Genomic DNA, 22,486 nt, shown 5'->3' with positions numbered 1-22,486 from the left:
CCCACACCCGGCGTGCCACCCGAGTCGATTCCGTTCTCGCATCTCGCCCGCGCGGCGTACTGTCCGCGGCAGTTGTACTACGCCGAGAAGTACGACGACCACGAACCGCCCGAGGAAGTCGAGGCGGTTCGCGAACTCGCGTTTCGGTACCGCGAACTCCGGGAGGCGCGGACGGACGAACTCGCCTCCCTCCCCATCGACGTGCCGCCCGGCACCTACCACCGGAATCTGCGGACGCTGACCGACCGCGACGACTGGTCGGAACTGGCCGACCCGACGGCGACGGACGCCTTCCTCTCGGGGCGAGACTGCCACGGCGTCGCGCACAAGGTGCTCGAATTCGATGGCGGCCCGCCGACTCCGACGGTCGTTTCGCCGGGGACGCCGCCGGAGAACGGCGTTTGGAAGCCGCAACGCGTCCGCGCGGTGGCGGCGGCGAAGGCGTTGGCGTGGGAGCGAGAGCGCGAGATTCCGCGCGCTCTCGTGGAGTACCCCGCCCACGGCGTCGTGCGGACGGTCCGACTGACGACCCGAAACAAGGGCGCGTACCGCCGGACGCTGTGGACCGTCCGTTCGACCGAGGGCGTCCCGTCGCGTGTCGAGAACGAGAAGAAATGTCGCGAGTGCGCCTACCGAACCCGGTGCGGGACGAAGACGCGGTCGTTGAAGACGCTCCTCGGCCTGTAACCCTCCGTTACGGCCGTTCGTCCGCGTGGTCGTCGAGCCACGCCGCCACCTCGTCGGCCATCGCGCCGCGCCGGTGGAGTACGCCGCGCCCGGGGTCTACGACCGTACTCGAGAGTGCGGCGCCGTCCGTCTCGGACCCCTCGCCCGGGCCGATGTCGCCGATATCCACGACTGCGCCGACGGCCGCCCGGAGTTCGTCGTCCAACTCCTCGGGACGGGTGACGCTCGGTTCGCCGCTTACGTTCGCACTCGTCGCCGTCACCGGCGTCGGCGCGGCGCGGGCGAGGAGTTCGAGGGCCACGGCGTGGTCCGGGACGCGGACGCCGACGCGGTCACCGCCCGCCGTCAGTTCGTCCGGTAGGTCGTCGCCGCGTTCGACGACGACGGTGACCGGGCCGGGGAGAAACGCCCGCATGAATCGCTCCTCGAACGGCGTCACCGAGACGTATCTGAGCGCGGCGTCCACGTCGGGGACGGCCATCGAGAGCGGTTTCTCGCGGGGGCGGCGCTTGGCCTCGTAGACGCGTTCGACGGCCGCCGCGTCGGTCGCGTCCGCGCCGAGACCGTACACTGTCTCCGTCGGGTAGACGACGATTTCCCCGTTTCTGAGGGCGTCCGCGGCGTCGGAGAGAGACTCGTCGAGGTCGGTGTCGTCCGTAGGCGACATTGGTCGTCGGAGAGGAGGCGGCGAGCGAGAAAAAGCGTGCCGAAGCGGTCAGGCGTGTTCCGCCACGGCGTCTTCGATGTCGTCGTAGTCGGGGAAGTCCGGCCACTCCGCGGCCACCCACGAGTACCGCACGGTTCGGTCCTCGTCGACGAGGAACACGGAGGGACGGTGTTCGGTGACGCCGGCCATGCCGTCTAACTCGTTTTCGATGCCCCACCGTTCGGCGACGCCGGCGCCGGGGTCCGAAAAGAGACGCGCGTCCACGTCGCGTCGCTCCAAGAACGTCTTGTGCTCGTACGGCGACGAGATGGAGACGCCGACGGTGGTCAGGCGTTCGGGCACTCCCCTGTCGCGGAGTTCGTTCCAGACGTACGTCGAGGGGAACGCGCCGTCCGCGGGGTGGAACACGAGAAGGACGGGCCCCTCCTCCGTGAGTTCCGAGAGCGACGCGTCCTGCCAGTACTCGTCGTTCACCAACGGGCGCGTGAAATCCGGGGCGTCGTCGCCGACGGCGGGCGCGTCCGAGTCGGGGAGTTCGACGACTTCGAAGTCCGGCATCAGGCCGCCCCTCCGTCGCCGTAGGTCTTTTCGAGGTACTCGACGATGTTCGCCGACTCGGACATCGTCACGCCGGTGTCCTCGTCGATTATCGCGGGGACGGTCCGCTTTCCCGAGATGCGCTTTACGGCGTTTCGGTCGGAGTGCATCGGTTCGACGAACCGCGACTCGTACGGAAGGTCGAGTTCCTGCAGGACGCGGACTACCCGCTCGCAGTAGGGACACGCCTGCAGGCGATACAGCGTAATCTCCGGGTCGTCGCCGGTCATGGGCGTCCGTAGGGACGACGCGTCCCTAATACCTTCGCTCGCGGGAATCTACGCCGTGAACCGCGAGACTCCGAAGAATCGAACGCCCGTGAGTCACAGTGACAGTAACTCTTAATTCCGGGGCCGGACAAAGGAACGTAGTTGCATGGGTTTGTCGCCGCTATTCACATACACCGCCGTCAGGGGTAGCATCCCCGGTGGTGCGAGTACGCCCGACGCCGAGTCTCTCGTCGGGTTCGAGTCGACTACAGCATCGGTGCTGCAGTCCGTCCCCGTTAACGACACGACCGTTACCATCGCCGGTACGGTCGTCATCGCCGTTCTCATCGGTCTGTCGGCGTTTTTCTCCTCTTCGGAGATAGCGATGTTCTCGCTCGCGAAACACCGAATCGACTCCCTCGTCGAAGAGGAGTTGCCGGGCGCGGAGACGGTTCAACACCTCAAATCGAACCCGCACCGGCTTTTGGTCACCATCCTCGTCGGAAACAACATCGTCAACATCGCGATGTCGTCCATCGCGACTGCCCTCGTCGGCATCTACTTCGACGCCGGCACGGCGGTGTTGATTTCGACGTTCGGCATCACGACGCTCGTGTTGCTGTTCGGCGAGAGCGCGCCCAAATCCTACGCCGTCGAGAACACCGAATCGTGGGCGCTCCGCATCGCGCGCCCCCTGAAGTACTCCGAGTACGTCCTCCTTCCGCTCGTCGTCTTCTTCGACTACCTCACCCGCGCGATAAACAAGGTGACGGGCGGTCGGTCGGCCATCGAAACCTCCTACATCACCCGCGACGAGATTCAGGGTCTCATCGAGACAGGCGAACGCGAGGGCGTCATAGAGGAGGAGGAACGCGAGATGCTCGACCGCATCTTCCGCTTTAACTCGACTATCGCAAAGGAGGTGATGACGCCGCGTCTCGACATGAACGCCGTCTCGAAAGACGCGACAATCGACGAGGCAATCGAGACGTGTGTGCAGGCCGACCACGAACGAGTCCCCGTCTACGACGGCAACCTCGACAACATCATCGGCATCGTCAACATCCGAGACATGGTCCGCGAGCAGTTCTACGGCGAGGGCGACGGCGAACTCGTGGACATCGTCCAACCGACGCTTCACGTCCCCGAGTCGAAGAACGTCGACGAGCTGCTGACGGAGATTCAGGACAACCGGCTGCAGATGGTCATCGTCATCGACGAGTTCGGGACCACGGAGGGGCTCATCACCCTCGAAGACATGGTCGAAGAGATCGTCGGCGACATCCTCGAAGGCGACGAGGAGGAGCCGTTCGAGTTCCTCGACGACCAGACGACGTTCGTCCGCGGCGAGGTCAACATCGACGAGGTGAACGAAGTGCTCGAACTCGACTTACCGGAGGGCGAGGAGTTCGAGACGCTCGCGGGGTTCATCTTCAACCGGGCGGGTCGCCTGGTCGAGGAGGGCGAGGAGATAACGTACGACAACATCACCATCCGCATAGAGCAGGTGGACAACACCCGCATCATGAAGGCCCGAATCACCAAAGAGGAGGTTTCGGAGCCAGAAGAAGAACAGGAGCTAGAGAGCGAACCGTAGTTCGGTCCGGACCGCTCTCGCGGTCACCTCACAGTAGCGAGTCGACACCGAGGAACACGCCGTAACTGAGACCGAACGCGAGGACGAGCGATCCGACCCACGCCAGCGCCGTCTTGAACATCTTCTCGCGACTGACTCCGCTTCCGCCCGCGGCGTACCCGCTTCCGATGATGGCGCTGACGATTATCTCGTTGAACGAGACGGGAACGCCGAGAGCGACGGCCGCTTGGGCGATAGCGAACGAGGGTATCATCGCCGCGATAGAGCGCCGCGGACCGAGCGAGGAGTAGTCCTGCGAGAGCGCCTTTATCATCCGCGGCGCGCCGGTCCACGACCCGGCGAGGAGTCCGACCCCCCCGCCTGCGAGGACGACGACGAGCGGAACGGTTACAGCGTCCAAGAGGGGAACGAGCGGTCCGATGGCGAGTCCGACTTGACTCCCGCCCGCAGAGAAGGCGACGAGTCCGCCGAGGACGAGCAGGAAGTGGCGCTGACCCGCCGCGGGGTCCCGCATGTCGAACGAGACGGCCGATGCGGTGAGAGCGGCGAACGCGAGTGCGATGGCGATAGTTCCCGCGTCGACGCCGCCGACGGTGACCGTCGGGAGGAAACTCGCGGCGTACCCCGCGAGCGACATCCCGCCCGCCTCCGCGGGGCCGAGAAGCGCAAACTGGATGTTGGCCACGAGAAAGCCGACGATACCCGCCAACACGGGGACGGCTATCCGTTCCGACACCGACTCGCTTCGGAGGAGGCGCGCGGTACCGTACGCGATACCGCCGCCGACGAACGGGGTCAGAACCCAAAGCGACAGGATGACCTGGTACTTCGACCACGCGGGCGCGCCGCCGTTCGCCAATCCGACGCCGACGACTGCGCCGGTGACGGTGAACGCCGTCGCGATGGGGTACCCCGTGAAGACGCCGACAGCCACGAGTGCGGCGGCGGTGAGGAGAGCGACGATAGACGCGGTGGCGGTGAGAACGGACCCGACGACGAGTTCGTTTCCGACCGCTTCCGTGACGTTTGCGCCCTGCAACACCGCGCCGGCGAACCCGAGGATGCCGACGAGGAACCCGGCGCGCATGATGGAGATGGCGTTCGCGCCGACGGCGGGCGCGAAGGGCGTAGACCCCGAAGAACCGGCACCGATGGCCCACGCCATGAACAGACTGGCCACCGCCGCGACGACGAGCGTTACGAGGATTCCTGTAGCGACCATGCGGCGGGTTACTTCCCCCGGTATCCCTCGTCGAAGCCATCACGAAGCCCGGTCAGCGTGCGGCGGACGAAGAGGTACATGAAGAAGATGAAAGCGAGAAGGACCACGACCAGTCCGACGAAGACGGGGTTCCCCGCGACGAAATCGAGGAACCCATCGACCAGACCCTGTAGCGGACGGGCGAACATGGCCGGGGCTTTCCGGGGGAGAGGTATAGCCGTTTCGCCGTCGTCTCGCCGCCGCCACCGAAAGAGAGAAAATTCATAATAGATGATAGAGACGAACGGTCCAGATGGCTGATATTCTCCCCTCCAGACCGGACCTGTCCGACGAGGACAAAGAGCCTCGCGTGGTGGGTATCGACAGCGAAGACGCCGAAGACCTGCTGTCTGCGATATCGTCGGACACCGCGCGGTCGATTCTCGCCGAACTCCACGAGGAACCGGCGACGCCGTCTGAGGTGGCGGACCGAGCCGACACGTCGATTCAGAACGCCCAGTACCACCTCGGAAAGTTGGGCGACACCGGCCTCGTCGAGGAGGCGGGGACGGCCTACTCCGAGAAGGGGCGAGAGATGACCGTCTACGCGCCCGCGGACCGCGCCCTCGTCGTCGTCGCCGGACAGGAAGACGACACCTCGGGACTGCAGACGGCGCTCTCGCAACTGCTCGGCGGTCTCGGCGTCGTTGCAGTCGGGAGCGTCGTCGTGGACCGACTCGCGCGGTACGGCGGCGTCTCGCAGTCGGTCGGTCTGGGAGAGGGCGGAAGCGACGGTCTGGAAACAGCGGGAGACACCGAAACATCGGCCGGAGATTCGGGGGCGGCGACGCGGACTGAGACGGCCACCGACGCGTCGGCGGGAACCGCGACGGAGGGAGACGGCGGGTTCCACATCGCGGAGGCGACGGAGACGCCCGAAGAGACGCGGACGGAGGCGGCCCGAACGGTGCGGGAGACGGCCGAAGCAACCCCGAAACCGACCGAAGTCGCCACCGCCGCGCCGACGCAGACGCCGCATTCGACGCCGACGCCCGCGCCGGAACTGGAACAGACGACGCGCGCCGTCGCCGAGTCGGGCGGGACGGCGAGCGACCCGTTGACGACGCTCGGAACCGCCGTCGCGTCGCTGTCACCGGGGGAACTCTTCTTTCTCGGCGGTCTCGCGGCCGTTCTCGCCGTGGGCGCGTACTGGTGGCTTCGTAGCTAAAACGGTTGTTTCACTCTACGGAGTGTATATCCGACACCGGACGGTAGATGGTACTGCCAGGTCACACGGCGCTTCGGCCCTCCACCGTACCCGAACAGTCGTCCTCGGTGTCGACGGGTGCCGGTTCCCCCCCACCGGCGGCGCGGGCGCAGACCCCCTGTCTTCGCCCGCATCCCCGTCGCCCGCGACGCGACGCCGTTCTGCCATTCCCCGAACCGCGTCGCCCGAGGACGGTTCGTGCGACCTGCGCATCTCTGCGGCACCCCCCTGGCCGCACGTGCCCTGCCCTACGGCACGTTTTCTCCGCGCGACTAGCCGTCAGTCGGCGGTATCGTGAATGTCTCGAACGCGCCGCCGCCCACCTCGACGAGTCGGCCGCGGACGCCGCCGTCGGAGAGAGCCTCGAGTTCCGCGTGCGCCGCCCGGTGGCCGCGCGGTTGGGCGTGGCTTCCCGGGTTCAGAAGCGTCACCTCGCCGGTGGCGTCGAACGTCGGCCGGTGACTGTGTCCGAACAGAACCACGTCCGCGCCGCGTTCCCGCCCGAACAGCGAAAGCGCCGTCTGACCGCCGCGGCGGGTGTGAGTCATCGCGAACGTGAGACCGCCGTACGCGAACGTCCGGGCCTCGGGCAGGCGTTCTCGGATGGCCGTGTCGTCGTTGTTGCCGAAGACGCCGAAGAACCGGTCCGTCTCGGCGACGAAGTCGTCGAGAACCGGTTCGCGCATGAAATCGCCCGAGTGGGCGACGACGTCGGCCTCTCGGACGGCGTCTGCGGTGCGTCCGGAGAGGCGGTGCGAGTCCGTACTGTGCGTGTCGGAGACCACGACGAGCATCGAATCGGGCTACGTGGACGAGCGTGAGGAACCTTGCGACCCGCGGCGGGGAAAACCCTCTTATTACGGACGGGAGAGGAAGAAACTATGGCAGGAAGTACGGGCGTCGTAATCGCTGCGCTCATCGCCAACGGCGCCATCGCGGTGTTGAAGTTCGGCGGCTTCGTTCTCACGGGGAGTCCGTCGATGCTGTCCGAGACGTACCACTCCATCTCCGACACGGGGAATCAGGTGTTTCTCCTCGTCGGCATCAAGTACAGCGACCAGAAAGCCGACCGGACGCATCCGTTCGGCTACGGGAAAGCCCAGTTCTTCTACTCGTTTCTCGTCTCGGTGCTTCTGTTCGGCATCGCCGGGTGGGAGTCGCTGAAACACGGCTACGACGCCGTCGTCCACGGCGGACACGGAACCGTCCCCCCCGTCGCGTTCGCCGGAATGGAGTTCCCCGCGTGGTACGTGAACGTCGTCGTCCTCCTCGGGGCCATCGGGTTCGAGACGTACGCGTTCAAGAAGGCGTCCGACGAACTCAACCGGCAGATACGCGAGTACGAGTGGAACGGCCTCCGCGACGCGTTCAGGAAGACCAGCGACGTGACGACGCTGACGGCGTACACCGAAGACGCAATCGCACTCGGCGGGGCGATAATCGCACTCGTCGGCATCACCCTCACGCAACTGACCGGGAACCACATCTTCGACGCGATGGGCGCGGTGATAATCGGCATCCTCCTCATGGGCTTCGCCGTCGCGCTGGCGTGGGAGAACAAACGGCTCATCCTCGGCGAGAGCCTGCACAAAGAGGACGAAGCTGACCTCCGACGGATCGTGCGCGACCACCCCGGCGTCGTCGAAATCGACGCGTTCAGCACCGTCTTCGTCGGCCCGCAGGACGTCCTCGTCACCATGGACGTGAGCTTCGACCCCGAACTCGTCACCGGCGACTTAGAGACCGACATAACGGAGATAGAAGAGAAGTTGAAGGCCGAAGACGACCGAGTCAACTACGTCTTCATCGAACCGGAACTGTAGTTCAGGCGTTCGTCGCGTTCGCCGCCTCTCGGATCCCGTCTACCGCCTCCTCTACGTCCGCGCGACTCACGTCGAGATTCGTACAGAAGCGCGTCAGATACTCGCCGTGCGCGCCGCCGAGAACGCCGCGTTCCTCGCAGGCGGCGACGAACTCGTCTGCGGTCGGTCCGGTCTCGTCCGTGGAGACTTGGACGATGTTGGTGTCCGGCGTCGGCGCGGAGAGTCCCTCGATATCGTTCACTCCGGCGGCGAGACGCCGGGCGTTCTCGTGGTCCTCGGCGAGTCGTTCGACGTTGTCGAGAGCGAGGAGGCCGGGCGCGGCGACGATACCGGCCTGTCGCATCCCGCCGCCGAGCAGTTTCCTGACGCGGCGGGCCTCCGCGACGAACTCCTCGCTGCCCGCGAGCACCGACCCGACGGGCGCGCCGAGACCCTTCGAGAGACAGAACATCACGGAGTCCACCTCACGAACCATCCGTGCGGGTTCGACGTCGAGGGCGACGCAGGCGTTGAACACGCGCGCGCCGTCGAGGTGGACGGGGACGCCGAGTTCGTGGGCCGCCTCGGCCGCGGCGTCGATATCTTCTGGCGGGACGGCGACGCCGCCGCGGGCGTTGTGCGTGTTTTCGAGGGAGACGAGCCCCGTCCCCGGCCGGTGGAGACTCTCTTCGACGTAGCCGTCTCGTACCTGTTCGGGCGTCGGAACCGCTCTCTCGCCCGCCTCGAACGTTCGGACCTGCAGACTCGACAGTTGCGCCAGACCGCCGAGTTCCCACCGATAGACGTGAGACTCCCGCTCTACGAGAATCTCCTGTCCGCGGTCGGTGTGGACGCGCGCGGCAATCTGGTTCCCCATCGTCCCGGAGGGGACGTAGAGAGCGTCTTCCGTGGCGACGGCGTCCGCGGCCCGCGATTCCAGTTCGTTCACCGTCGGGTCGCCGCCGTAGACGTCGTCGCCGACGGGTGCGTCGCGGGCCGCCGCCCGCATCTCGTCGCTCGGCAGCGTCACCGTGTCGCTTCGAAGGTCGATGGGCATAGCTCACCAATTCGAACGGGCGAGGAAATAGCCGGTGGTCGCGGCGGTTCGGGCGCTTCGGGTGGTCAGTCGAAGCACGTCCTCAGCCGAGGAGGTACTTCGCGAGTCGGGTCTTCCCGAAGCGGGTCTGTTCGAGGAGGGCGTCGAGGCCGAGGACGCGGCCCGCGCCGAGGACGCCGAGAGTCACGAACAGCAGTAGCCCCATCAGGTCGCCGTTGACCAGTCCGTGCGCCCAGTCCGCGTTCCCGAGGTAGAAGAATACCATCAGGAACGCCCCGAAGAACGAGGCTAACCGGACGAGTGCGCCCACGACCAATCCCAGACCGATGAGCGCCTCACCGATGGGGACCATGACGTTCGTGAATTCGAGGAGCCACGGCGTCTGGGCGGCCCACACCAGAAAGCCGTGGATGGGACTCGCGGTGGCGTTGAGCATCCACCCCGAGGCGTCGAACGCCTCGGGCGCCATGAGTTTGCCCACGCCGGAGTGGAGGAACCAGTACCCGACGACGATGCGAAGTACGGCGGTCCAGTAGCCCGCGAGCGTTCCACCGAGTTCGAAGTCGAGGGCGTTCGAGAGGTCGATTCCCGCGTCGGTGTGTTGTGTAGTGGCCATCGTTCCTCACCTCACATCTACAGGTCTGGCCGGGATGAAGTTATAAACGGGTAGCGATTCTCGGATTCTCGGAACCGTCGTTCGAGAGCGTTACGCGGGCGACGGTGCGGAGCGTCGGCGGTGCGAAAGGGGTTTGAACGCGACGAGAGTGAGAGATGACATGGACCCGCGCATACGCGAACACGCACAGATCATCGCGGACCACTCCGCCGACGTCCAGTCCGGCGACGACGTAGTGATAAGCGCCCCCGCCGTCGCCGAGGAGTTGGCCGTCGCTCTCCACGAGGCGTGCGCGGAACGCGGCGCGAACCCCGTCTATCTCAACAGCAGTTCCCGCGCCACTCGCGCCGTCCTGAAGAACCGCGAGGAGGAGTTCGAGACGCCGGGTCACCTACTCGCCCTCTACGAGGAGATGGACGCGTACATCGCCGTCCGCGGAGACGTGAACGCGACGGAGCAGTCGGACGTAGACCCCGAGACGAACGCCGCGTACCGGCGGGCGCTACAACCCGCCCTCAGGGAACGGCTGTCGAAGCGGTGGTGTCTCACGCAGTTCCCCGCCTCCGGAAGCGCGCAGTTGGCGGGGATGAGCACCGACGGCTACGAGAACTTCGTCTGGGACGCCGTCAGTCTCGACTGGGACGCCCAGCGCGAACACCAATCGCAGATGGTCGATATCCTCGACGACGCCGACGAGGTGCGAATCAAGTCCGGCGAGGAGACGGACGTGACGATGAGCATCGCGGGCAACTCGACGCTCAACGACTACGGCGAGAAGAACCTGCCCGGCGGCGAGGTGTTCACCGCGCCCGTCAGAGAGTCAGTCGAGGGCGAAGTGCACTTCGATATGCCGCTCTACCGGCAGGGGCGGGAGATAGAGGACGTCCGCGTCCGGTTCGAGGACGGACGCGTCGAATCGTACAGCGCCGCACGCAACGAGGAGGTTCTCGACGGCGTCTTCGAGACGGACGAGGGCGCGCGCTACCTCGGCGAACTCGGCATCGGCATGAACCGCGCCATCGACCGGTTCACGTACAACATGCTGTTCGACGAGAAGATGGGCGACACCGTCCACATGGCCGTCGGCGCGGCGTACGAGGAGTGTGTCGGCGAGGAGAACGAAGTCAACGAGAGCGCGGACCACGTCGACATGATAGTGGACATGTCCGAAGACTCGGTCATCGAGGTGGACGGCGAAGTCGTCCAACGCGACGGGACGTTCGTGTTCGAAGACGACTTCTGAGAGTCTGGTGCGGTGCCGAACGCCGAGACGCCGACGTTTCAAACTGAACACACTAACGCCTCGGTAGAGCGGAGACGAGACGGCGTACCGAATTGAGACGCCCTTCTTCGGCTATCCGAGCGGTCCAAACCATTTATTTGGATGTATCAGAAAAACAGACTCATATGCCGAAGGTGAACTGTACGGGGTGCGGACGGGACGTGGGGATGCACGAACTAGAAGCCAAGACGGTGACCCAATCGACCGGGTTCGACACGCGCTATCGGTGTCCGTACTGTCGGACCGACATGGAGAACGTCACCGAGCGACTGGTCTAGGCGGGTCGTTCGGTCTCGGCTCAGAAAAAGTGGGGGACGGGAAAATTACGCTTGGTCGACGTCCAAGTCGAGGTCGAACTGCTGGTTCTCCACGACGGCGTTGAGGACGACGCTGGTGTTGGATTCGCGGATATCCACGTCGGTCAGCAGTTCCTTTATCTGCCGGTTCATGCCGTCGGTGTCGCGGAACTTCCCGATGGCGATGACGTCGTAATCGCCCGTGACCTCGTACACCGAGACCATCTGTTTTTGCTCTCGGAGACGGTCGGTGATGTCGGGAAGCGCGCTTCCCTCGACTTTGAGTTGGATGACCGCGGTGACGTCGTAACCGAGTGCGTCGTAGTTCACCCGGGGGGTGTACCCCTCTATGACGCCCTCGTCTTCGAGGTCGCGGAGGTGATTCGAGACGGTGGTAACCGAGACGTCCAGTTCCTCGGCGAGGCTTCGGAGACTCGCGCGGCCGTCGCCGAGCAGTGCATTGATGAGTTTCGCATCGAGGTTTTCGTACGTCATTACACCGACCCACTCGTCCGGGGCATTAGAATTTTACGAATATCCAATTCTATCACCGGGACGGGGGAATTGCGGTAAGCGATAACGTCTTTATACGGGAAGTACACGACTCAGAGTGTCCAGGAACATGACGGACGAAAACACCACAAACGACGAGGTAGCGCCCGACGGCGGGTTGAGTTCTGCGGCCCAGGACGTAATCGACGAGATAGAAGAGAACGACGTCGACTTCCTCCGCCTTCAGTTCACCGACATCCTCGGAACGGTGAAAAACGTCGCCGTCCCGGCCACGCAGGCCGAGAAGGCGTTCACCGAGGGCATCTACTTCGACGGGTCGAGCATCGAGGGCTTCGTGCGCATCCAAGAGTCCGACATGCGTCTCAAGCCCGACCCCGAGACGTTCGCCGTCCTCCCGTGGCGCGACGGGCGGTCCGCGCGCCTCATCTGCGACGTCATCAACACGTCCACGGGCGAACCGTTCGAGGGTGACCCGCGGTACATCCTCAAGCAGGCCATCGCGCGCGCCGAGGAGATGGGCTACGAGATAAACGCCGCGCCCGAACCCGAGTTCTTCCTGTTCGAGGAGGACGAAGAGGGTCGCGCGACGACGAAGACGAACGACGTCGGCGGCTACTTCGACCTCGCGCCGAAGGACCTCGCCTCGGACGTCCGCCGCGACATCATCTACGGCCTCGAGAACATGGACTTCGAGATAGAGGCCAGCCACCACGAAGTCGCCGAGGGCCAACACGAAATCAACTTCGAGTACGACGACGCCCTCACGACGGCCGACAACGTCGGAACGTTCCGCACCGTCGTGCGCGCCATCGCCGCGCAACACGACCTGCACGCGACGTTCATGCCGAAACCCATCTCGAAGATCAACGGCTCCGGCATGCACACGCATCTCTCTCTTTTCACCGAGGACGGCGAGAACGCGTTCCACGACGGCGACGACGAGTTCGACCTCTCGGAGACGGCAAAGCAGTTCCTCGCGGGCATCCTCGACCACGCGCCCGCCATCACCGCCGTCTCGAACCCGACGGTGAACTCCTACAAACGTCTCGTCCCCGGCTACGAGGCTCCCGTCTACGTCGCGTGGTCCGACCGCAACCGCTCTGCGCTCATCCGCAAGCCGGCCGCGCGCGTCCCGGCCGCCAGCCGAATCGAGGCTCGCTTCCCCGACCCCTCCTGTAACCCGTACCTCGCGTTCGCCGCGTTGATTCACGCCGGCCTCGACGGCATCGAACGCGGCCTCGAAGCGGACGACCCGGTGCGCGAGAACATCTACGAGTTCGACGAACAGAAGCGCGAAGAGTACGGCATCGAGACGCTACCGTCGAACCTCGGCGAGGCACTCGACGCGCTACAAGAGGACGAAGTCGTCCAAGACGCACTCGGCGAACACGTCTACGAGAAGTTCGTCGAAGCGAAGACCCAAGAGTACGACGAGTTCCGCGTCGACGTCAGCGACTGGGAACTCGACCGCTACCTCGAGACGTTCTGAGCGGTCGGAGTCGATCTCCTCTCTGTCTTCTCTTTACCGCCGCATCGAGAGCCGAGCGACCGTAAACGGCAGTGCGAGGAGTCCGGCACCGCCGACTGCGCCGACGGCGACGACGAAGCCCGCGGCGGACGACAGTTCCGCGACGGCGACCATCGACCCGAGAGCCAGCGGAACGCCGACGCCGCAGACGACCACGGGCGAGGACGAACGCCGCAAATCCGTCGCGTCCGCGCGGTGACCGAGAGAGTGCCACGCCGCCGCCGCGCCGGCGGCCGTCCCCGCCCCGAGGAGGAGTTCGCTCTCGGCCGGGGCGACGGAGAGGGCGGCGGCGACGAGAGCGAACGCAACGACGAAGGCGACCGTCACCGCCGACCGCGTCGGGTCGAAAAACGGCTCCGTCTGACCCTCGCCGTGTCGCTCCGACAGGCGGGTCATCGCCGCGAGGAAGGCGACGCCGACACCGACGCCCGCAACGACGTCTACGAGGTAGTGAACGCCGAGGACGACGCGCGAAGCGGAGACGAGAAGAACCACCGCGGCGGCGACCGAGAGTCTGCGCCGTCGCGTCCCGTACCGCGTCAAGAGCACGACGCCGCCCCAGAATACGGTCGTTCCGAGCGCGTGACCGCTCGGGAATCCGAACCCCTCTTCGGCGGAGAGCGGCGGACGGGGCAGCGCAAAGGCGTGTTTCAGCCCGAGCGTGAGACCGAGCGCACCGAGTCCGAGTGCGAGCGCGAACGCCGCTCCCCGCCGGGAGAGGCCCGAGCGCGCGCCGACGACGTACGCGAGGGTGACGGCCGCGAGACAGAGCCACGCGTTTCCGAGGGCGGTCACGAGGCCGAACGCCGAGACGAGTCCCTCCGGGAGCGAACGCGCGAACTCCAGTTCGCCGACGCCGCGCGCGGCGACCGGAAGCGACGCGCCGAAGGGAGCCTGCGAGGGAGGGGTCCGAATCATCGCTCTACAGTGGTCGGTCGAGGAACATATGCGTCCCGGAGAACGTCGTCAGTCCGAGACGGTCGGGTGGCGTCCGTCACGCGAACGGCCCTCGACGGTCAGGCGCGCTTGTCGCGGACCCAATCGACGAGGCGGCCGGGGAATCCGACGGCGTTGAGGCCGACGCCGAAGACGACGAACAGGACGTACAGCCCGAGCGTCGAGAGGTAGATGATGAGCATGGCGGCCACCGAAAGCAGGTCGTCCTGCAGGAACGCGAAGGCCGCGATGGTCGTCACCGTCCCGTAGAGGAGGACGAGATACGGTCCCCACCCGCGGGCTTTCCCCCGTCGGAGACGGCTTCTGACGTAGCGTTTCAACTCGGACTCCAGTTCGGGCTTCTTCACCGTCCGAGCGTCGACGTCGTCTTCGAATCCGTCGAGGTCCGAACGGAGCTCCTCTATCTGGCGTTCGAGCTGTTCGATGTCGGGCGCCCCGCGCGGGTCGACGTCGTCTCGACGGTCGCCCTCGGTGGTTTCTGCGCGTTCGTCGTCGTCCACACTCATCGTTCTGTCGTCACGTCGAACGCGGGCGTGTTGTACTTGCCGGTCGATATCGTTTCTGTCGCTCGGTTTCTCGTCGCCCGTGACTTTGCCCGCGAGGACGGCGTTTATCACCGCGCCGAAGAGGACGAGGATGCCGGAGAAGTAGAACCACGTCATGAGAAGCAAGATGGCGCCGAGCGCCCCGGCGACGGACGCTCCCGCGACGGACGCGTACAGACCGAACCCGATGCCGAGGACGGACCAGCCGACGGCGGCGAAGACGGTCCCCGGAACCGCCTGTCGCGGCGTGAGTCCGACGTCGGGAAAGACGTAGTAAAGCGGGAAGAACGAGACGCAGAGCAGTCCCAAGAGGACGAGGGGACTCAACAGGTCGAGGACGGGAACGTCGAGTGCGGCGATAATCGCCGTGGCGGCGGCGACGCCGAGCGTTCCGAGTCCGATGGCGACGAGGGCGACGCCGCCGTCGCGTATCTGGTCGAGTATGTTGCCCGCGTCGGAGCCGTAGATGCGCGAAAAAGCGATATCGAGCCCGCGAAACAGCTTCAAAGCGCCCCACGTCGTGACGCCGAGACTGACGATAGACAGCGCGCCCTGCCCGGACGGGTCGCCCAACGCCTGGGTGACCACCTGCGACCCGGCGGGGAGGAGATACTCGCCGGCCAGTCCCTGAACCAGCGCTTGGAGTTCGTCTCCCCCGACGTACGTCGCGACGACGATGCCGAGGGTCAAAAGCGGGACGAGCGAAACGAGCGTGTAGTAGGAGATGCTCGCCGCGAGGAACGTCACCTCGCGGTCTTGGACGGTTTCGAACACCGACCGTACCACCGAGATCTGACTTCGAATCCGAACGCTCACGGGCGTAATTGACGGGAGAGACACAAGAAACCGCGTTATGCAGACAGGAGCCGGGACCCCCTCGCAGTTCGAGACGGGCCGTCAGTCGGCCGTCGCGTCGCGCATCTCCGCTATCGACGCGTCGGTCTTGAACGCCGTCCCGGAGTAGTGCGCGCGCGTCGCCTCGAACCCCGCCTCGCGCAGGCAGTCGACGAACTCGTCCATAGCGCTCGCAGAGCGCCCCCACTGCTTGCAGAGGCGGTGTTGGTCGTAGTGCGTCGGCCGGTCGAGTTCGTCGGCGACGGTGTCGAGCATCTCCGTCGCCCGCCGCTTGCTCCCCATCTCTTCTGTCACCTCGTCGCGTACCTCGCGGGTGAACTCGGGGTCACAGACGGGGCCGAGCCAAATCGGCCCGGCGACGAGGAGGCGACTGCCGCCGCAGGCGGGGCACGTCTCCGGCGGGTTCGCGACGAGTCCGAACTCGTGGTCCCGCGCGAGGCAGTCCTCGCAGTGGTAGACGTGCCCGAGGTTCTCGAGGGCCTCGTCGGCTTTCGTCGCCCGGGCGTCGAGTTCGAGGTAGATCCGAGCGTAATGTCGCGTCACGTGCGAGACGATGGGTATCGCGGCCTTGTCGTACCGCGCCGCGGTGCGGACCATCGCAGACAGGAGGACGCGAAGCCCCATCTCGGAGTGGTAGTCGGTGTTCTGCGGGACGCATCCGTACTTTCGGATACCGCTCTTCTGGTGGGCGCCGCAGAGCGGTGCGGTGTCCGTCGCCGTGACGCAGACTAAATCTCTCGTGTTGGCGAACGCGGCGTCCGCGAAGGGGACGGGCGTTCCGAACGGGTCCAGATCCACCACGTCGAAGACGGAGTCGTGCATCAGTGCGTTGGCGTCGCGTTCGACCGCCTCGCCGGGCAGGTCGTTCCGCTCGAAGTTGCGCCGGGCGAGTTCGACCGCCTCCTCGTCCACGTCGGCGCACGTCGCGTCGAACCCCGCGGCCGCCGCGCGAACGCCGCGGATTCCGCTCGCGGCCATCGCGTCGAGGTACGTCTCCGCGCGCGGTTCTCGCTTTCGATACGCCCGGAGCACCGCGACGGTCACGTCGCGGTTGAGTTCCTGCGTCGGGTTGTAGAAGACGTCGTCGCCGGCCCCTTCCGACGCCCCGTCGCGGGCGCCCGGGACTTCGACCGCTATCTCTCCCTCGCGAACGTCCATGTACGGACGGCCGCGCCGCGCGGCGAAAAAGGGACTGATACCCGCCGGACTCCGTCCGACGGCATCGGTGGCGTTTTGTCCCGCACCGGCCAACTGACAGTAGTGAGGAAGGTGGGCGACGACCACGACTCCGACGGGGACGAGAGAGCAAACGGGGGGACCGAACCGACCGACGGCGACGGAGATGCCGACGCGTCCGCCCCCGCGACAGAGTCCGAAGAGAGCGAGGGGTCTGGCGGGTACGTCGTTCCCACAGACGCCGAACTTGACCGAGAGACGGACTGGCGAGCGGAGTTAGCCGACGCCGGGCGACTGACCGCCTCGGCGGTCGATACCCTCGTCACGCTCCACGGCGCGCGGGGGAGTCGCGCGATAGACGCGGTCTCCGAGAAGCGAGTAAAGCGCTACTGCGATTTCACCGTCGTCGTCGGCCACGAGGACGAGTACGTCGTCGAGGACGGCGGCTGTACCTGCAAGGACAGTTCGTACAATCTCGACGCCGAGGACCCGAACCAGCGGTGTTGGCACGTCCTCGCCGCCGCCGTGGCCGAGCGAATCGGCGAAGTGGACCACCACGACATGTGGTACTCCGACGTGCGCGAGTTCCTGTAGCTGTAGCCGCCGTTTTCGACGCACCCTCTCGACTGCGCCCCGAATCCGCCGGTCGCTCCGGTATATTTTCCCCACCGCTCTCCGAACTCTCGGTGAGATGCCAACCATCGACGAGAAACGCGTCTACACCGAAAACACCGCCACCGAGACGGTGTTCGTCGCGACGAGCGTCGGCGTCGTCTCGGTTTCCGTGTCGGACGACTTGGTGGGCGGATTCGGCGTCGCACACCGCTGTTCGGCCCGCGACGTGGCCGTCGAACGCGGGACGGCGGACCCCCGTCTGGCCGCGGCGGCGGACGACGACGTGTTCGTGGCCGCGGCGGCCGAATCGGACCCCGACGCCCCGGAGGCGGCGACGTTCGCGGAGACTGGGTTCGGCTCCGCCTCCGCAGTCGGGTTCGACGGGGCGACGCTGTACGCCGCGGACGACGAAGGGCGCGTCGCGCGGTTCGAGGCGGCCGGTGAGGGCGCGGCGGACGGAACCCTCGGCGACGGAGAGTGGGAGACGGTCGGAACGGTCGGTGCCGTCCGCGCAGTCGACAGCGACCTGGTGGCCGCGGAAGACGGCGTCTATCGCGTGACCGACGACGGACTCTCCGCCGTCGGACTCGACGACGCGCGCGACGTGGCCGCCGGAGCCTCGTCCGTCGCGCCCCTCGCGGCGACGGGAACCGGGCTGTTCGAACTCGGAAACGGCTGGATGAAAGCGCTCTCCGGCGCGTTCGACGCGGTGGCCGCGTCCGCCGACGGCCGCGAACACGCCGTGAGCGAGGGGGACCTGTTCGCCCGCGGTGCCGACGGCGAGTGGGCGGCGGCGTCGCTTCCGGTCGAAGAGAGCGTCGCCGCCGTCGCTCACGGCGTCACCGCGACGTACGCCGTCACCGACGCCGGGACGTTCCTCGTCGGGGCCGACAGGAGCGCCGAGGGCGAGAGAGAAGCGAGAGGGTGGCGACACCAGGTCATCGGTCTGCGGGACGTCGGCGGCGTCGCGGTGGCCTGAGGAACCGGCCGTCGCCGCGACGGGGGCGCGACCAGACGAAAACGGGTTTAACGCCTCACAGAGTGTTCTCGCACATGATCGTACCCGGCGCATCTTCGCAGGGGCTGGCGGCGGCACTCGCGACGGAACTGGACGAACCGCTGGCGGCCGCGACGTACGACCGCTTCCCCGACGGCGAGACGCTCGCGGCCGTCCCCGACTTCGAGTCGGGCGACCGCGCGGTTGTCGTCGCGACCACGGACTCGAACGACGCGTGGGTCGAGTTGCTCCAACTACAGGACGCCGTCCGCGAGGCGGGCGCCTCCGAAGTCGTCACCGTCCTGCCGTACATGGGCTACGCGCGACAGGACGAGGCGTTCGAGGCGGGCCACCCCGTCTCCGCCCGCGCGATGGCGCGGGCCGTCTCGACGACGTCGGACCGCGTCGTCCTCGTGAACCCCCACGAGGAGCGAATCGCCGACTTCTTCGACGCGCACGTCACCGTCGTCGACGCCGCCGCCTGCCTTTCTGACCCCCTGCCCGAGACGTTGGACGACCCCCTCTTTCTCTCGCCGGACGCCGGTGCCGTCGAACTCGCGGGCGCGGTCCGCGACGCCTACGGCCGCGGCGAGACGGACTACTTCGAGAAGGTGCGCCACTCGGGGACGGACGTCGAAATCACGCCGAGCGACGCCGACGCCGCGGGCCGAGACGTCGTCATCGTAGACGACATCGTCGCCACCGGGTCGACGATGAGCCAAGCCGTCGACCATCTGGCCGAGAAGGGCGCAGAGAACGTCTTCGCCGCCTGCGTCCACGCTCTCTTGGTCAGAAACGCCCGGACGAAACTCGAACGCGCGGGCGTCGAACGCGTGTTCGGAACCGACACCGTCGAACGCGACGTGAGCGCCGTCAGCGTCGCGCCGTACGTCGCCGCCGCCGTCTCGGCAGTCGAAGTCGGGGAGTGAGGGTCGGCCCGACGCCGCGGATGCTCTCGCCCTCGCTCGGAGATTGGAAACGCTCATATGTTCCCGACGGAGAGTGGGTCGATATGGGACAGTACGGTTCACTCGACTACCCCCGCATGACCAAACTCGGTGTCGCCCTCGGACTCGCTCTGTTCGCCGTCGGCGCGGCGGGCAACATGGTCGCCCCCGCCGTGTTCGGTCCGCTTCCCGGATGGGAGCGGACGCTGTTTTTCGACGCGGAAGCCATCGGCGTCGCCCTCACTCTCCTGTCGCCGTTCGTCTTCGGCATCTTCCTGCCGTTGACGGAGTGAGTCGGTGGGAGACGGTGACTCGCTGTTTCCGGACGAGAGCTCCCGGTTCGTCGTAGAACCGGGCTGTGAGCGTTGCCCCGCACTCGTAGCGTGCCGAGAGCACATCTCGTGGGGGAGCGGGTCCCGCGACGCGGACGTGTTCGTCGTCGGCGAGGCGCCCGGCGCGGGCGACCCGTCGGCAGACCGGTGGCGGGGCGGCAACCACACCGGGATAGCCTACACGACGCGCCACTCCGGTCGGCGCGTCCGCCGACTGTTGGCCGCCGTCGGCCACCCCGACGCCTACTACACGAACGCGGTGAAATGCTTCCCCTGCGACGAGAGCGGTGAGACGAACCGCGAACCGACCGCGGAGGAACGCGCGAACTGCCGCGCCCACCTCGAAACCGAACTCGAACGGGTCGAACCGGCCGTCGTCGTGGCCACCGGCAAGCACGCGACGAAGACGATGCTCGCGTTCGACGGGAAATCCCTCGACGGGTTCGTCGACTCCGTTCTCGAACCGGTCGAACTGGCGGCGTTCGACGCGACTCTCCTGCCGATACTCCACCCCTCGTATCAGGACGTGTGGGTGTCGCGACTGGGCTACTCGCCCGCGGAGTACGAGGCGGCGATTCGCGAGCGGTTGCCCTGAGAGCCGAGCGACCGTCCCTCGAATCGGCGTGCCCGACGCCACCCGAACGTTCTTTGAGCGTCCGACGGACGACTGGCGTATGAGCGACGACGAGACCATCTTCGAGAAGATAGTCGCCGGAGAGATACCCGCACGCTCCGTCTACGAGACGGACGCCGTCTTCGCGTTCCTCGACGCGAACCCGTTGGCTCCGGGCCACACCCTCGTCGTGCCGAAAGAGGCGTACGAACGCGTCGGAGAGATGCCCGCGGACGTGGCGTCGGACGTGTTCGCCGCGGTTCACCGGTTGACGCCGAAGGTGGAAGACGCCGTGGACGCCGACGCGGTGACGGTCGGCGTCAACGACGGGAAGGCCGCGGGACAGGAGGTGCCGCACGTCCACGTCCACCTCGTCCCGCGGTTCGAGGGCGACGGCGGCGGACCGATACACGCCGTCGCCGGTGACAGGCCCGACCTCACGGAGGAGGAACTCGACGCAATCGCGGACGGTATCTCCGACGCGGAGGCCTGAGCGTCCGAAGACGGGCCAAACACCGACTCCGCTCGTCTCTCCTCGTCCGCGGACTCGGCGTTCGGCCGAGACGTTTCGTCCGGTTGACTCGTCTCCGCGCCGACCGGTGGTTTAAATCCGAAGCCTCGACCACGACGGAGTATGTCGAACGACGACCCCTCGACAGTCGCCCTCGTCGGGACCACCGGCGGCGCGGGGACGACGCGGTGCGCGGTAGAGACGGCGGCGGCCCTCGCGGCGGACGGCCGCGACGTAGCGGTTCTGGACGCCGCCTTCGCCACGCAGGGACTCGCAGACCACGTTCACGGAGCGCTCGACCCCGACGTGACGGCTCTCGTGACCGACCGCGCGGACGCGCCGCTTTCGGACGGCCTCGTCGAACTGGGACTCGACACGCCGGGTACCGTCGCCTGTTGTCCCGCGGCCGCGCCCTTCGAACGCCTCGCGCGGGCGAAGTCCGCGGACGCCGCCCGGCAGTTCGAGGCGCGAATCGCCGAGGCCGCAGACGCCTTCGACCACGTCGTCGTGGACGTGCCGCCCGTCGCGTCGAACCAGTCTATCGCCGCCGTCGACGCCTGCGACCGGGTCTGTCTCGTCGCGCCGGGGACGACGCGAGGGGCCGACGCGGTCCAGCGAATGCGGGGGCGACTCACCGACCTCGGTTCGGAAACGGACCTCGTCGTCGCGACGCGCGGCGAACTCCGAACGGCCGACGTCTCCGTCCCCGAGAGCGACGCGACGGAGCCCGACGCCTGTCCGTCCTGTCTCGGAACCGGCGAGGACGCCTTCGCCGCGGGCGTCGGCCGCCTCGCCGCCGCCGCGTTCGAGACGGAGCTAGACGACGCCTTCGCGGGTGACGGACTCCTCGCGAGCGTCGGTCGGTACGTGCGTCGGTAGAACGGCCGAAACGAGAGAACGGAGAACAGACAGACAGGACGGAGAGCGGACAGACGGAACGGAGACCGGCCGTCAGAACATCTCGTTCGAGGCGCTCATCGTGTCCGCGAGTGCCTCGCGTTTCTCGACGAGTGCGTCGCCCGAAAGCGGCGCCGTCGCGTCGCGCCTCGTCGCCTCGGCGAGTTCCGGCACCGAATCGTGAGTCTCGACGTAGGCCGCGAGTGCGAACTCCGCCTCGTCCGCGCCGGTCAGTTCGAGCGCGTCCGCCCGAGAGATGTCGCCGGTCAACCAATCGCGGAGCACGTCTCGCGCCATCGGTGCGAGCGGTGTCACGCCCTCCACGCCGCACCGGTGGAGCACCTTCGCCGCGGTGACGGCGGCGACGGACGCCGCGCGTCCGGCCTCGCCGACGCTGTCTCCCGCCGCGTACCGCTCTACGACGGTCAGCGACGCCTCCGGCGTGCAGGGGAGTTTCTCGGCGTGCGCGCGGAGGCGCGCCCCCACGTCCACCTCCGTGTCGTCTACGGTCGCGACGCCGCGTTCGACCTGTTCCGCGGTCACTTCGAGGCCCGCGGCGATATCCGACAGTCCCATTGCGGCCACCTTCCGCCGCGCTAGATTAAACTGTTGCGTTCGAGTATCGAATTCGATACTCAAAGCGTACCGGTCACCGGTACGTTCCTCTCCGGCTTTCGGGGTCGAGACCAGCGGTTCGTCCCGTCTTTAAATACTACTTCGGG

General features: G+C 66.7%; 27 protein-coding genes. 14 read left to right on the top strand and 13 right to left on the bottom strand.

What is annotated here, in order from left to right; genetic code table 11:
* The first annotated feature begins 12 nt into the window (after positions 1-12).
* Positions 13-687 carry a CRISPR-associated protein Cas4 gene (locus BM167_RS01265; RefSeq protein ID WP_092887623.1) on the top strand — a complete coding sequence of 225 codons (675 nt, stop codon included), beginning with the start codon at positions 13-15 and terminating at the stop codon, positions 685-687.
* Between the two features lie 7 nt (positions 688-694).
* On the opposite strand, the gene BM167_RS01260 is transcribed toward BM167_RS01265, so the two are convergent.
* From BM167_RS01260 to BM167_RS01250, 3 genes are read right to left on the bottom strand one after another with little or no spacing between them, the layout of a single operon-like run.
* On the bottom strand, positions 695-1,354 hold the full coding sequence (locus BM167_RS01260; protein WP_092887620.1) for an L-threonylcarbamoyladenylate synthase: 660 nt from the start codon (positions 1,352-1,354) through the stop codon (positions 695-697).
* A 48-nt stretch (positions 1,355-1,402) separates the two neighbouring features.
* Positions 1,403-1,912 (bottom strand): redoxin domain-containing protein, encoded by a 510-nt coding sequence (locus BM167_RS01255; RefSeq protein ID WP_092887617.1) that lies wholly within the window; start codon positions 1,910-1,912, stop codon positions 1,403-1,405.
* A complete protein-coding gene (locus BM167_RS01250; protein ID WP_092887614.1) occupies positions 1,912-2,181 on the bottom strand; it encodes a glutathione S-transferase N-terminal domain-containing protein in 270 nt (89 codons plus the stop codon). The genes BM167_RS01255 and BM167_RS01250 overlap by 1 nt, the downstream gene beginning before the upstream one ends.
* Before the next feature lie 145 nt (positions 2,182-2,326).
* On the opposite strand from BM167_RS01250, the gene BM167_RS01245 reads away from it, so the two are divergent.
* A complete protein-coding gene (locus tag BM167_RS01245; protein WP_092887611.1) occupies positions 2,327-3,757 on the top strand; it encodes a hemolysin family protein in 1,431 nt (476 codons plus the stop codon).
* Positions 3,758-3,785: 28 nt separating this feature from the next.
* On the opposite strand, the gene BM167_RS01240 is transcribed toward BM167_RS01245, so the two are convergent.
* Both BM167_RS01240 and BM167_RS01235 read right to left on the bottom strand, forming a co-directional pair.
* Positions 3,786-4,979, bottom strand: a complete 1,194-nt coding sequence (locus tag BM167_RS01240) for an inorganic phosphate transporter (RefSeq protein ID WP_092887608.1) — start codon at positions 4,977-4,979, stop codon at positions 3,786-3,788.
* An 8-nt stretch (positions 4,980-4,987) separates the two neighbouring features.
* Positions 4,988-5,167, bottom strand: coding sequence for a DUF7859 family protein (locus BM167_RS01235; RefSeq protein WP_092887605.1), 180 nt, complete (start codon positions 5,165-5,167; stop codon positions 4,988-4,990).
* A 104-nt stretch (positions 5,168-5,271) separates the two neighbouring features.
* Between BM167_RS01235 and BM167_RS01230 the strand changes: the two genes are divergently transcribed.
* Entirely contained in the window at positions 5,272-6,186 is a 915-nt protein-coding gene (locus BM167_RS01230; protein ID WP_092887602.1) for an ArsR/SmtB family transcription factor, read from the top strand.
* A 311-nt stretch (positions 6,187-6,497) separates the two neighbouring features.
* Here BM167_RS01230 and BM167_RS01225 read toward each other — a convergent pair whose 3' ends face one another.
* A complete protein-coding gene (locus BM167_RS01225; protein WP_092887599.1) occupies positions 6,498-7,019 on the bottom strand; it encodes a metallophosphoesterase in 522 nt (173 codons plus the stop codon).
* A gap of 87 nt (positions 7,020-7,106) precedes the next feature.
* On the opposite strand from BM167_RS01225, the gene BM167_RS01220 reads away from it, so the two are divergent.
* Complete coding sequence (locus BM167_RS01220; protein WP_092887596.1) at positions 7,107-8,048, top strand: cation diffusion facilitator family transporter; 942 nt, start codon at positions 7,107-7,109, stop codon at positions 8,046-8,048.
* Between the two features lies 1 nt (position 8,049).
* On the opposite strand, the gene BM167_RS01215 is transcribed toward BM167_RS01220, so the two are convergent.
* Together BM167_RS01215 and BM167_RS01210 are read right to left on the bottom strand one after the other, a co-directional pair.
* Positions 8,050-9,084 carry a threonine aldolase family protein gene (locus BM167_RS01215; RefSeq protein ID WP_092887593.1) on the bottom strand — a complete coding sequence of 345 codons (1,035 nt, stop codon included), beginning with the start codon at positions 9,082-9,084 and terminating at the stop codon, positions 8,050-8,052.
* 82 nt (positions 9,085-9,166) lie between these two features.
* A complete protein-coding gene (locus tag BM167_RS01210) occupies positions 9,167-9,700 on the bottom strand; it encodes a DoxX family protein (protein WP_092887590.1) in 534 nt (177 codons plus the stop codon).
* A 160-nt stretch (positions 9,701-9,860) separates the two neighbouring features.
* Here BM167_RS01210 and BM167_RS01205 point away from each other — a divergent pair, with 160 nt between their 5' ends.
* Positions 9,861-10,943, top strand: coding sequence for an aminopeptidase (locus BM167_RS01205; RefSeq protein WP_092887587.1), 1,083 nt, complete (start codon positions 9,861-9,863; stop codon positions 10,941-10,943).
* Positions 10,944-11,107: 164 nt separating this feature from the next.
* Positions 11,108-11,260: a hypothetical protein gene (locus BM167_RS18275; protein ID WP_177213257.1), complete on the top strand. Its 153-nt coding sequence runs from the start codon at positions 11,108-11,110 to the stop codon at positions 11,258-11,260.
* Positions 11,261-11,305: 45 nt separating this feature from the next.
* Here the strand turns inward: BM167_RS18275 and lrp are convergent, their stop codons facing one another.
* On the bottom strand, positions 11,306-11,773 hold the full coding sequence (gene lrp / locus BM167_RS01200; RefSeq protein WP_092887584.1) for an HTH-type transcriptional regulator Lrp: 468 nt from the start codon (positions 11,771-11,773) through the stop codon (positions 11,306-11,308).
* A gap of 127 nt (positions 11,774-11,900) precedes the next feature.
* Here lrp and glnA point away from each other — a divergent pair, with 127 nt between their 5' ends.
* Positions 11,901-13,280, top strand: a complete 1,380-nt coding sequence (glnA, locus tag BM167_RS01195; protein WP_092887581.1) for a type I glutamate--ammonia ligase — start codon at positions 11,901-11,903, stop codon at positions 13,278-13,280.
* 33 nt (positions 13,281-13,313) lie between these two features.
* On the opposite strand, the gene BM167_RS01190 is transcribed toward glnA, so the two are convergent.
* The 3 genes from BM167_RS01190 to BM167_RS01180 form a co-directional block, all read right to left on the bottom strand.
* A complete protein-coding gene (locus tag BM167_RS01190; RefSeq protein WP_245781287.1) occupies positions 13,314-14,237 on the bottom strand; it encodes a phosphatase PAP2 family protein in 924 nt (307 codons plus the stop codon).
* A 98-nt stretch (positions 14,238-14,335) separates the two neighbouring features.
* Positions 14,336-15,637 (bottom strand): YihY/virulence factor BrkB family protein, encoded by a 1,302-nt coding sequence (locus BM167_RS01185; protein ID WP_092887578.1) that lies wholly within the window; start codon positions 15,635-15,637, stop codon positions 14,336-14,338.
* 81 nt (positions 15,638-15,718) lie between these two features.
* Positions 15,719-16,834, bottom strand: a complete 1,116-nt coding sequence (locus BM167_RS01180) for a tRNA (guanine(26)-N(2))-dimethyltransferase (protein WP_092887575.1) — start codon at positions 16,832-16,834, stop codon at positions 15,719-15,721.
* Between the two features lie 102 nt (positions 16,835-16,936).
* Here BM167_RS01180 and BM167_RS18740 point away from each other — a divergent pair, with 102 nt between their 5' ends.
* The 7 genes from BM167_RS18740 to BM167_RS01145 all read left to right on the top strand — a co-directional run bounded on the left by BM167_RS18740 (position 16,937) and on the right by BM167_RS01145 (position 21,746).
* Positions 16,937-17,446, top strand: coding sequence for a hypothetical protein (locus BM167_RS18740; protein WP_092887572.1), 510 nt, complete (start codon positions 16,937-16,939; stop codon positions 17,444-17,446).
* 97 nt (positions 17,447-17,543) lie between these two features.
* Positions 17,544-18,446, top strand: a complete 903-nt coding sequence (locus BM167_RS01170; protein ID WP_092887569.1) for an HVO_0234 family beta-propeller protein — start codon at positions 17,544-17,546, stop codon at positions 18,444-18,446.
* Between the two features lie 74 nt (positions 18,447-18,520).
* Positions 18,521-19,393, top strand: a complete 873-nt coding sequence (gene prs, locus BM167_RS01165) for a ribose-phosphate diphosphokinase (RefSeq protein ID WP_092887566.1) — start codon at positions 18,521-18,523, stop codon at positions 19,391-19,393.
* Positions 19,394-19,476: 83 nt separating this feature from the next.
* Positions 19,477-19,704 carry a DUF7860 family protein gene (locus BM167_RS01160; protein WP_092887563.1) on the top strand — a complete coding sequence of 76 codons (228 nt, stop codon included), beginning with the start codon at positions 19,477-19,479 and terminating at the stop codon, positions 19,702-19,704.
* A 4-nt stretch (positions 19,705-19,708) separates the two neighbouring features.
* Positions 19,709-20,338: a uracil-DNA glycosylase gene (locus tag BM167_RS01155; protein WP_092887560.1), complete on the top strand. Its 630-nt coding sequence runs from the start codon at positions 19,709-19,711 to the stop codon at positions 20,336-20,338.
* Between the two features lie 79 nt (positions 20,339-20,417).
* The gene (locus tag BM167_RS01150) at positions 20,418-20,849 is read left to right on the top strand and encodes an HIT family protein (protein WP_092887557.1); all 432 of its coding nucleotides are present in this window, start codon (positions 20,418-20,420) and stop codon (positions 20,847-20,849) included.
* A gap of 141 nt (positions 20,850-20,990) precedes the next feature.
* Positions 20,991-21,746, top strand: coding sequence for a cell division inhibitor (locus tag BM167_RS01145; protein ID WP_092887554.1), 756 nt, complete (start codon positions 20,991-20,993; stop codon positions 21,744-21,746).
* Between the two features lie 72 nt (positions 21,747-21,818).
* Here the strand turns inward: BM167_RS01145 and BM167_RS01140 are convergent, their stop codons facing one another.
* Complete coding sequence (locus BM167_RS01140) at positions 21,819-22,340, bottom strand: DUF7858 family protein (RefSeq protein ID WP_092887551.1); 522 nt, start codon at positions 22,338-22,340, stop codon at positions 21,819-21,821.
* Between the last annotated feature and the right edge of the window lie 146 nt (positions 22,341-22,486).

This window comes from Halopelagius inordinatus (assembly GCF_900113245.1).
Taxonomy (GTDB): Archaea; Halobacteriota; Halobacteria; order Halobacteriales; family Haloferacaceae; genus Halopelagius; species Halopelagius inordinatus.
Note: the sequence above shows the minus strand (reverse complement) of the source record. Positions and strands in the feature narration are given on the sequence as shown.

Excerpts from the sequence above, each read along its gene's own strand:
- BM167_RS01260 (WP_092887620.1), bottom strand. The coding sequence starts at position 1,354 with ATGTCGCCTACGGACGACACCGACCTCGACGAGTCTCTCTCCGACGCC.
- BM167_RS01255 (WP_092887617.1), bottom strand. The coding sequence starts at position 1,912 with ATGCCGGACTTCGAAGTCGTCGAACTCCCCGACTCGGACGCGCCCGCC.
- BM167_RS01250 (WP_092887614.1), bottom strand. The coding sequence starts at position 2,181 with ATGACCGGCGACGACCCGGAGATTACGCTGTATCGCCTGCAGGCGTGT.
- BM167_RS01245 (WP_092887611.1), top strand. The coding sequence starts at position 2,327 with ATGGGTTTGTCGCCGCTATTCACATACACCGCCGTCAGGGGTAGCATC.
- BM167_RS01240 (WP_092887608.1), bottom strand. The coding sequence starts at position 4,979 with ATGGTCGCTACAGGAATCCTCGTAACGCTCGTCGTCGCGGCGGTGGCC.
- BM167_RS01235 (WP_092887605.1), bottom strand. The coding sequence starts at position 5,167 with ATGTTCGCCCGTCCGCTACAGGGTCTGGTCGATGGGTTCCTCGATTTC.
- BM167_RS01230 (WP_092887602.1), top strand. The coding sequence starts at position 5,272 with ATGGCTGATATTCTCCCCTCCAGACCGGACCTGTCCGACGAGGACAAA.
- BM167_RS01225 (WP_092887599.1), bottom strand. The coding sequence starts at position 7,019 with ATGCTCGTCGTGGTCTCCGACACGCACAGTACGGACTCGCACCGCCTC.
- BM167_RS01220 (WP_092887596.1), top strand. The coding sequence starts at position 7,107 with ATGGCAGGAAGTACGGGCGTCGTAATCGCTGCGCTCATCGCCAACGGC.
- BM167_RS01215 (WP_092887593.1), bottom strand. The coding sequence starts at position 9,084 with ATGCCCATCGACCTTCGAAGCGACACGGTGACGCTGCCGAGCGACGAG.
- BM167_RS01210 (WP_092887590.1), bottom strand. The coding sequence starts at position 9,700 with ATGGCCACTACACAACACACCGACGCGGGAATCGACCTCTCGAACGCC.
- BM167_RS01205 (WP_092887587.1), top strand. The coding sequence starts at position 9,861 with ATGGACCCGCGCATACGCGAACACGCACAGATCATCGCGGACCACTCC.
- BM167_RS18275 (WP_177213257.1), top strand. The coding sequence starts at position 11,108 with ATGCCGAAGGTGAACTGTACGGGGTGCGGACGGGACGTGGGGATGCAC.
- lrp (WP_092887584.1), bottom strand. The coding sequence starts at position 11,773 with ATGACGTACGAAAACCTCGATGCGAAACTCATCAATGCACTGCTCGGC.
- glnA (WP_092887581.1), top strand. The coding sequence starts at position 11,901 with ATGACGGACGAAAACACCACAAACGACGAGGTAGCGCCCGACGGCGGG.
- BM167_RS01190 (WP_245781287.1), bottom strand. The coding sequence starts at position 14,237 with ATGATTCGGACCCCTCCCTCGCAGGCTCCCTTCGGCGCGTCGCTTCCG.
- BM167_RS01180 (WP_092887575.1), bottom strand. The coding sequence starts at position 16,834 with ATGGACGTTCGCGAGGGAGAGATAGCGGTCGAAGTCCCGGGCGCCCGC.
- BM167_RS01170 (WP_092887569.1), top strand. The coding sequence starts at position 17,544 with ATGCCAACCATCGACGAGAAACGCGTCTACACCGAAAACACCGCCACC.
- prs (WP_092887566.1), top strand. The coding sequence starts at position 18,521 with ATGATCGTACCCGGCGCATCTTCGCAGGGGCTGGCGGCGGCACTCGCG.
- BM167_RS01160 (WP_092887563.1), top strand. The coding sequence starts at position 19,477 with ATGGGACAGTACGGTTCACTCGACTACCCCCGCATGACCAAACTCGGT.
- BM167_RS01150 (WP_092887557.1), top strand. The coding sequence starts at position 20,418 with ATGAGCGACGACGAGACCATCTTCGAGAAGATAGTCGCCGGAGAGATA.
- BM167_RS01145 (WP_092887554.1), top strand. The coding sequence starts at position 20,991 with ATGTCGAACGACGACCCCTCGACAGTCGCCCTCGTCGGGACCACCGGC.
- BM167_RS01140 (WP_092887551.1), bottom strand. The coding sequence starts at position 22,340 with ATGGGACTGTCGGATATCGCCGCGGGCCTCGAAGTGACCGCGGAACAG.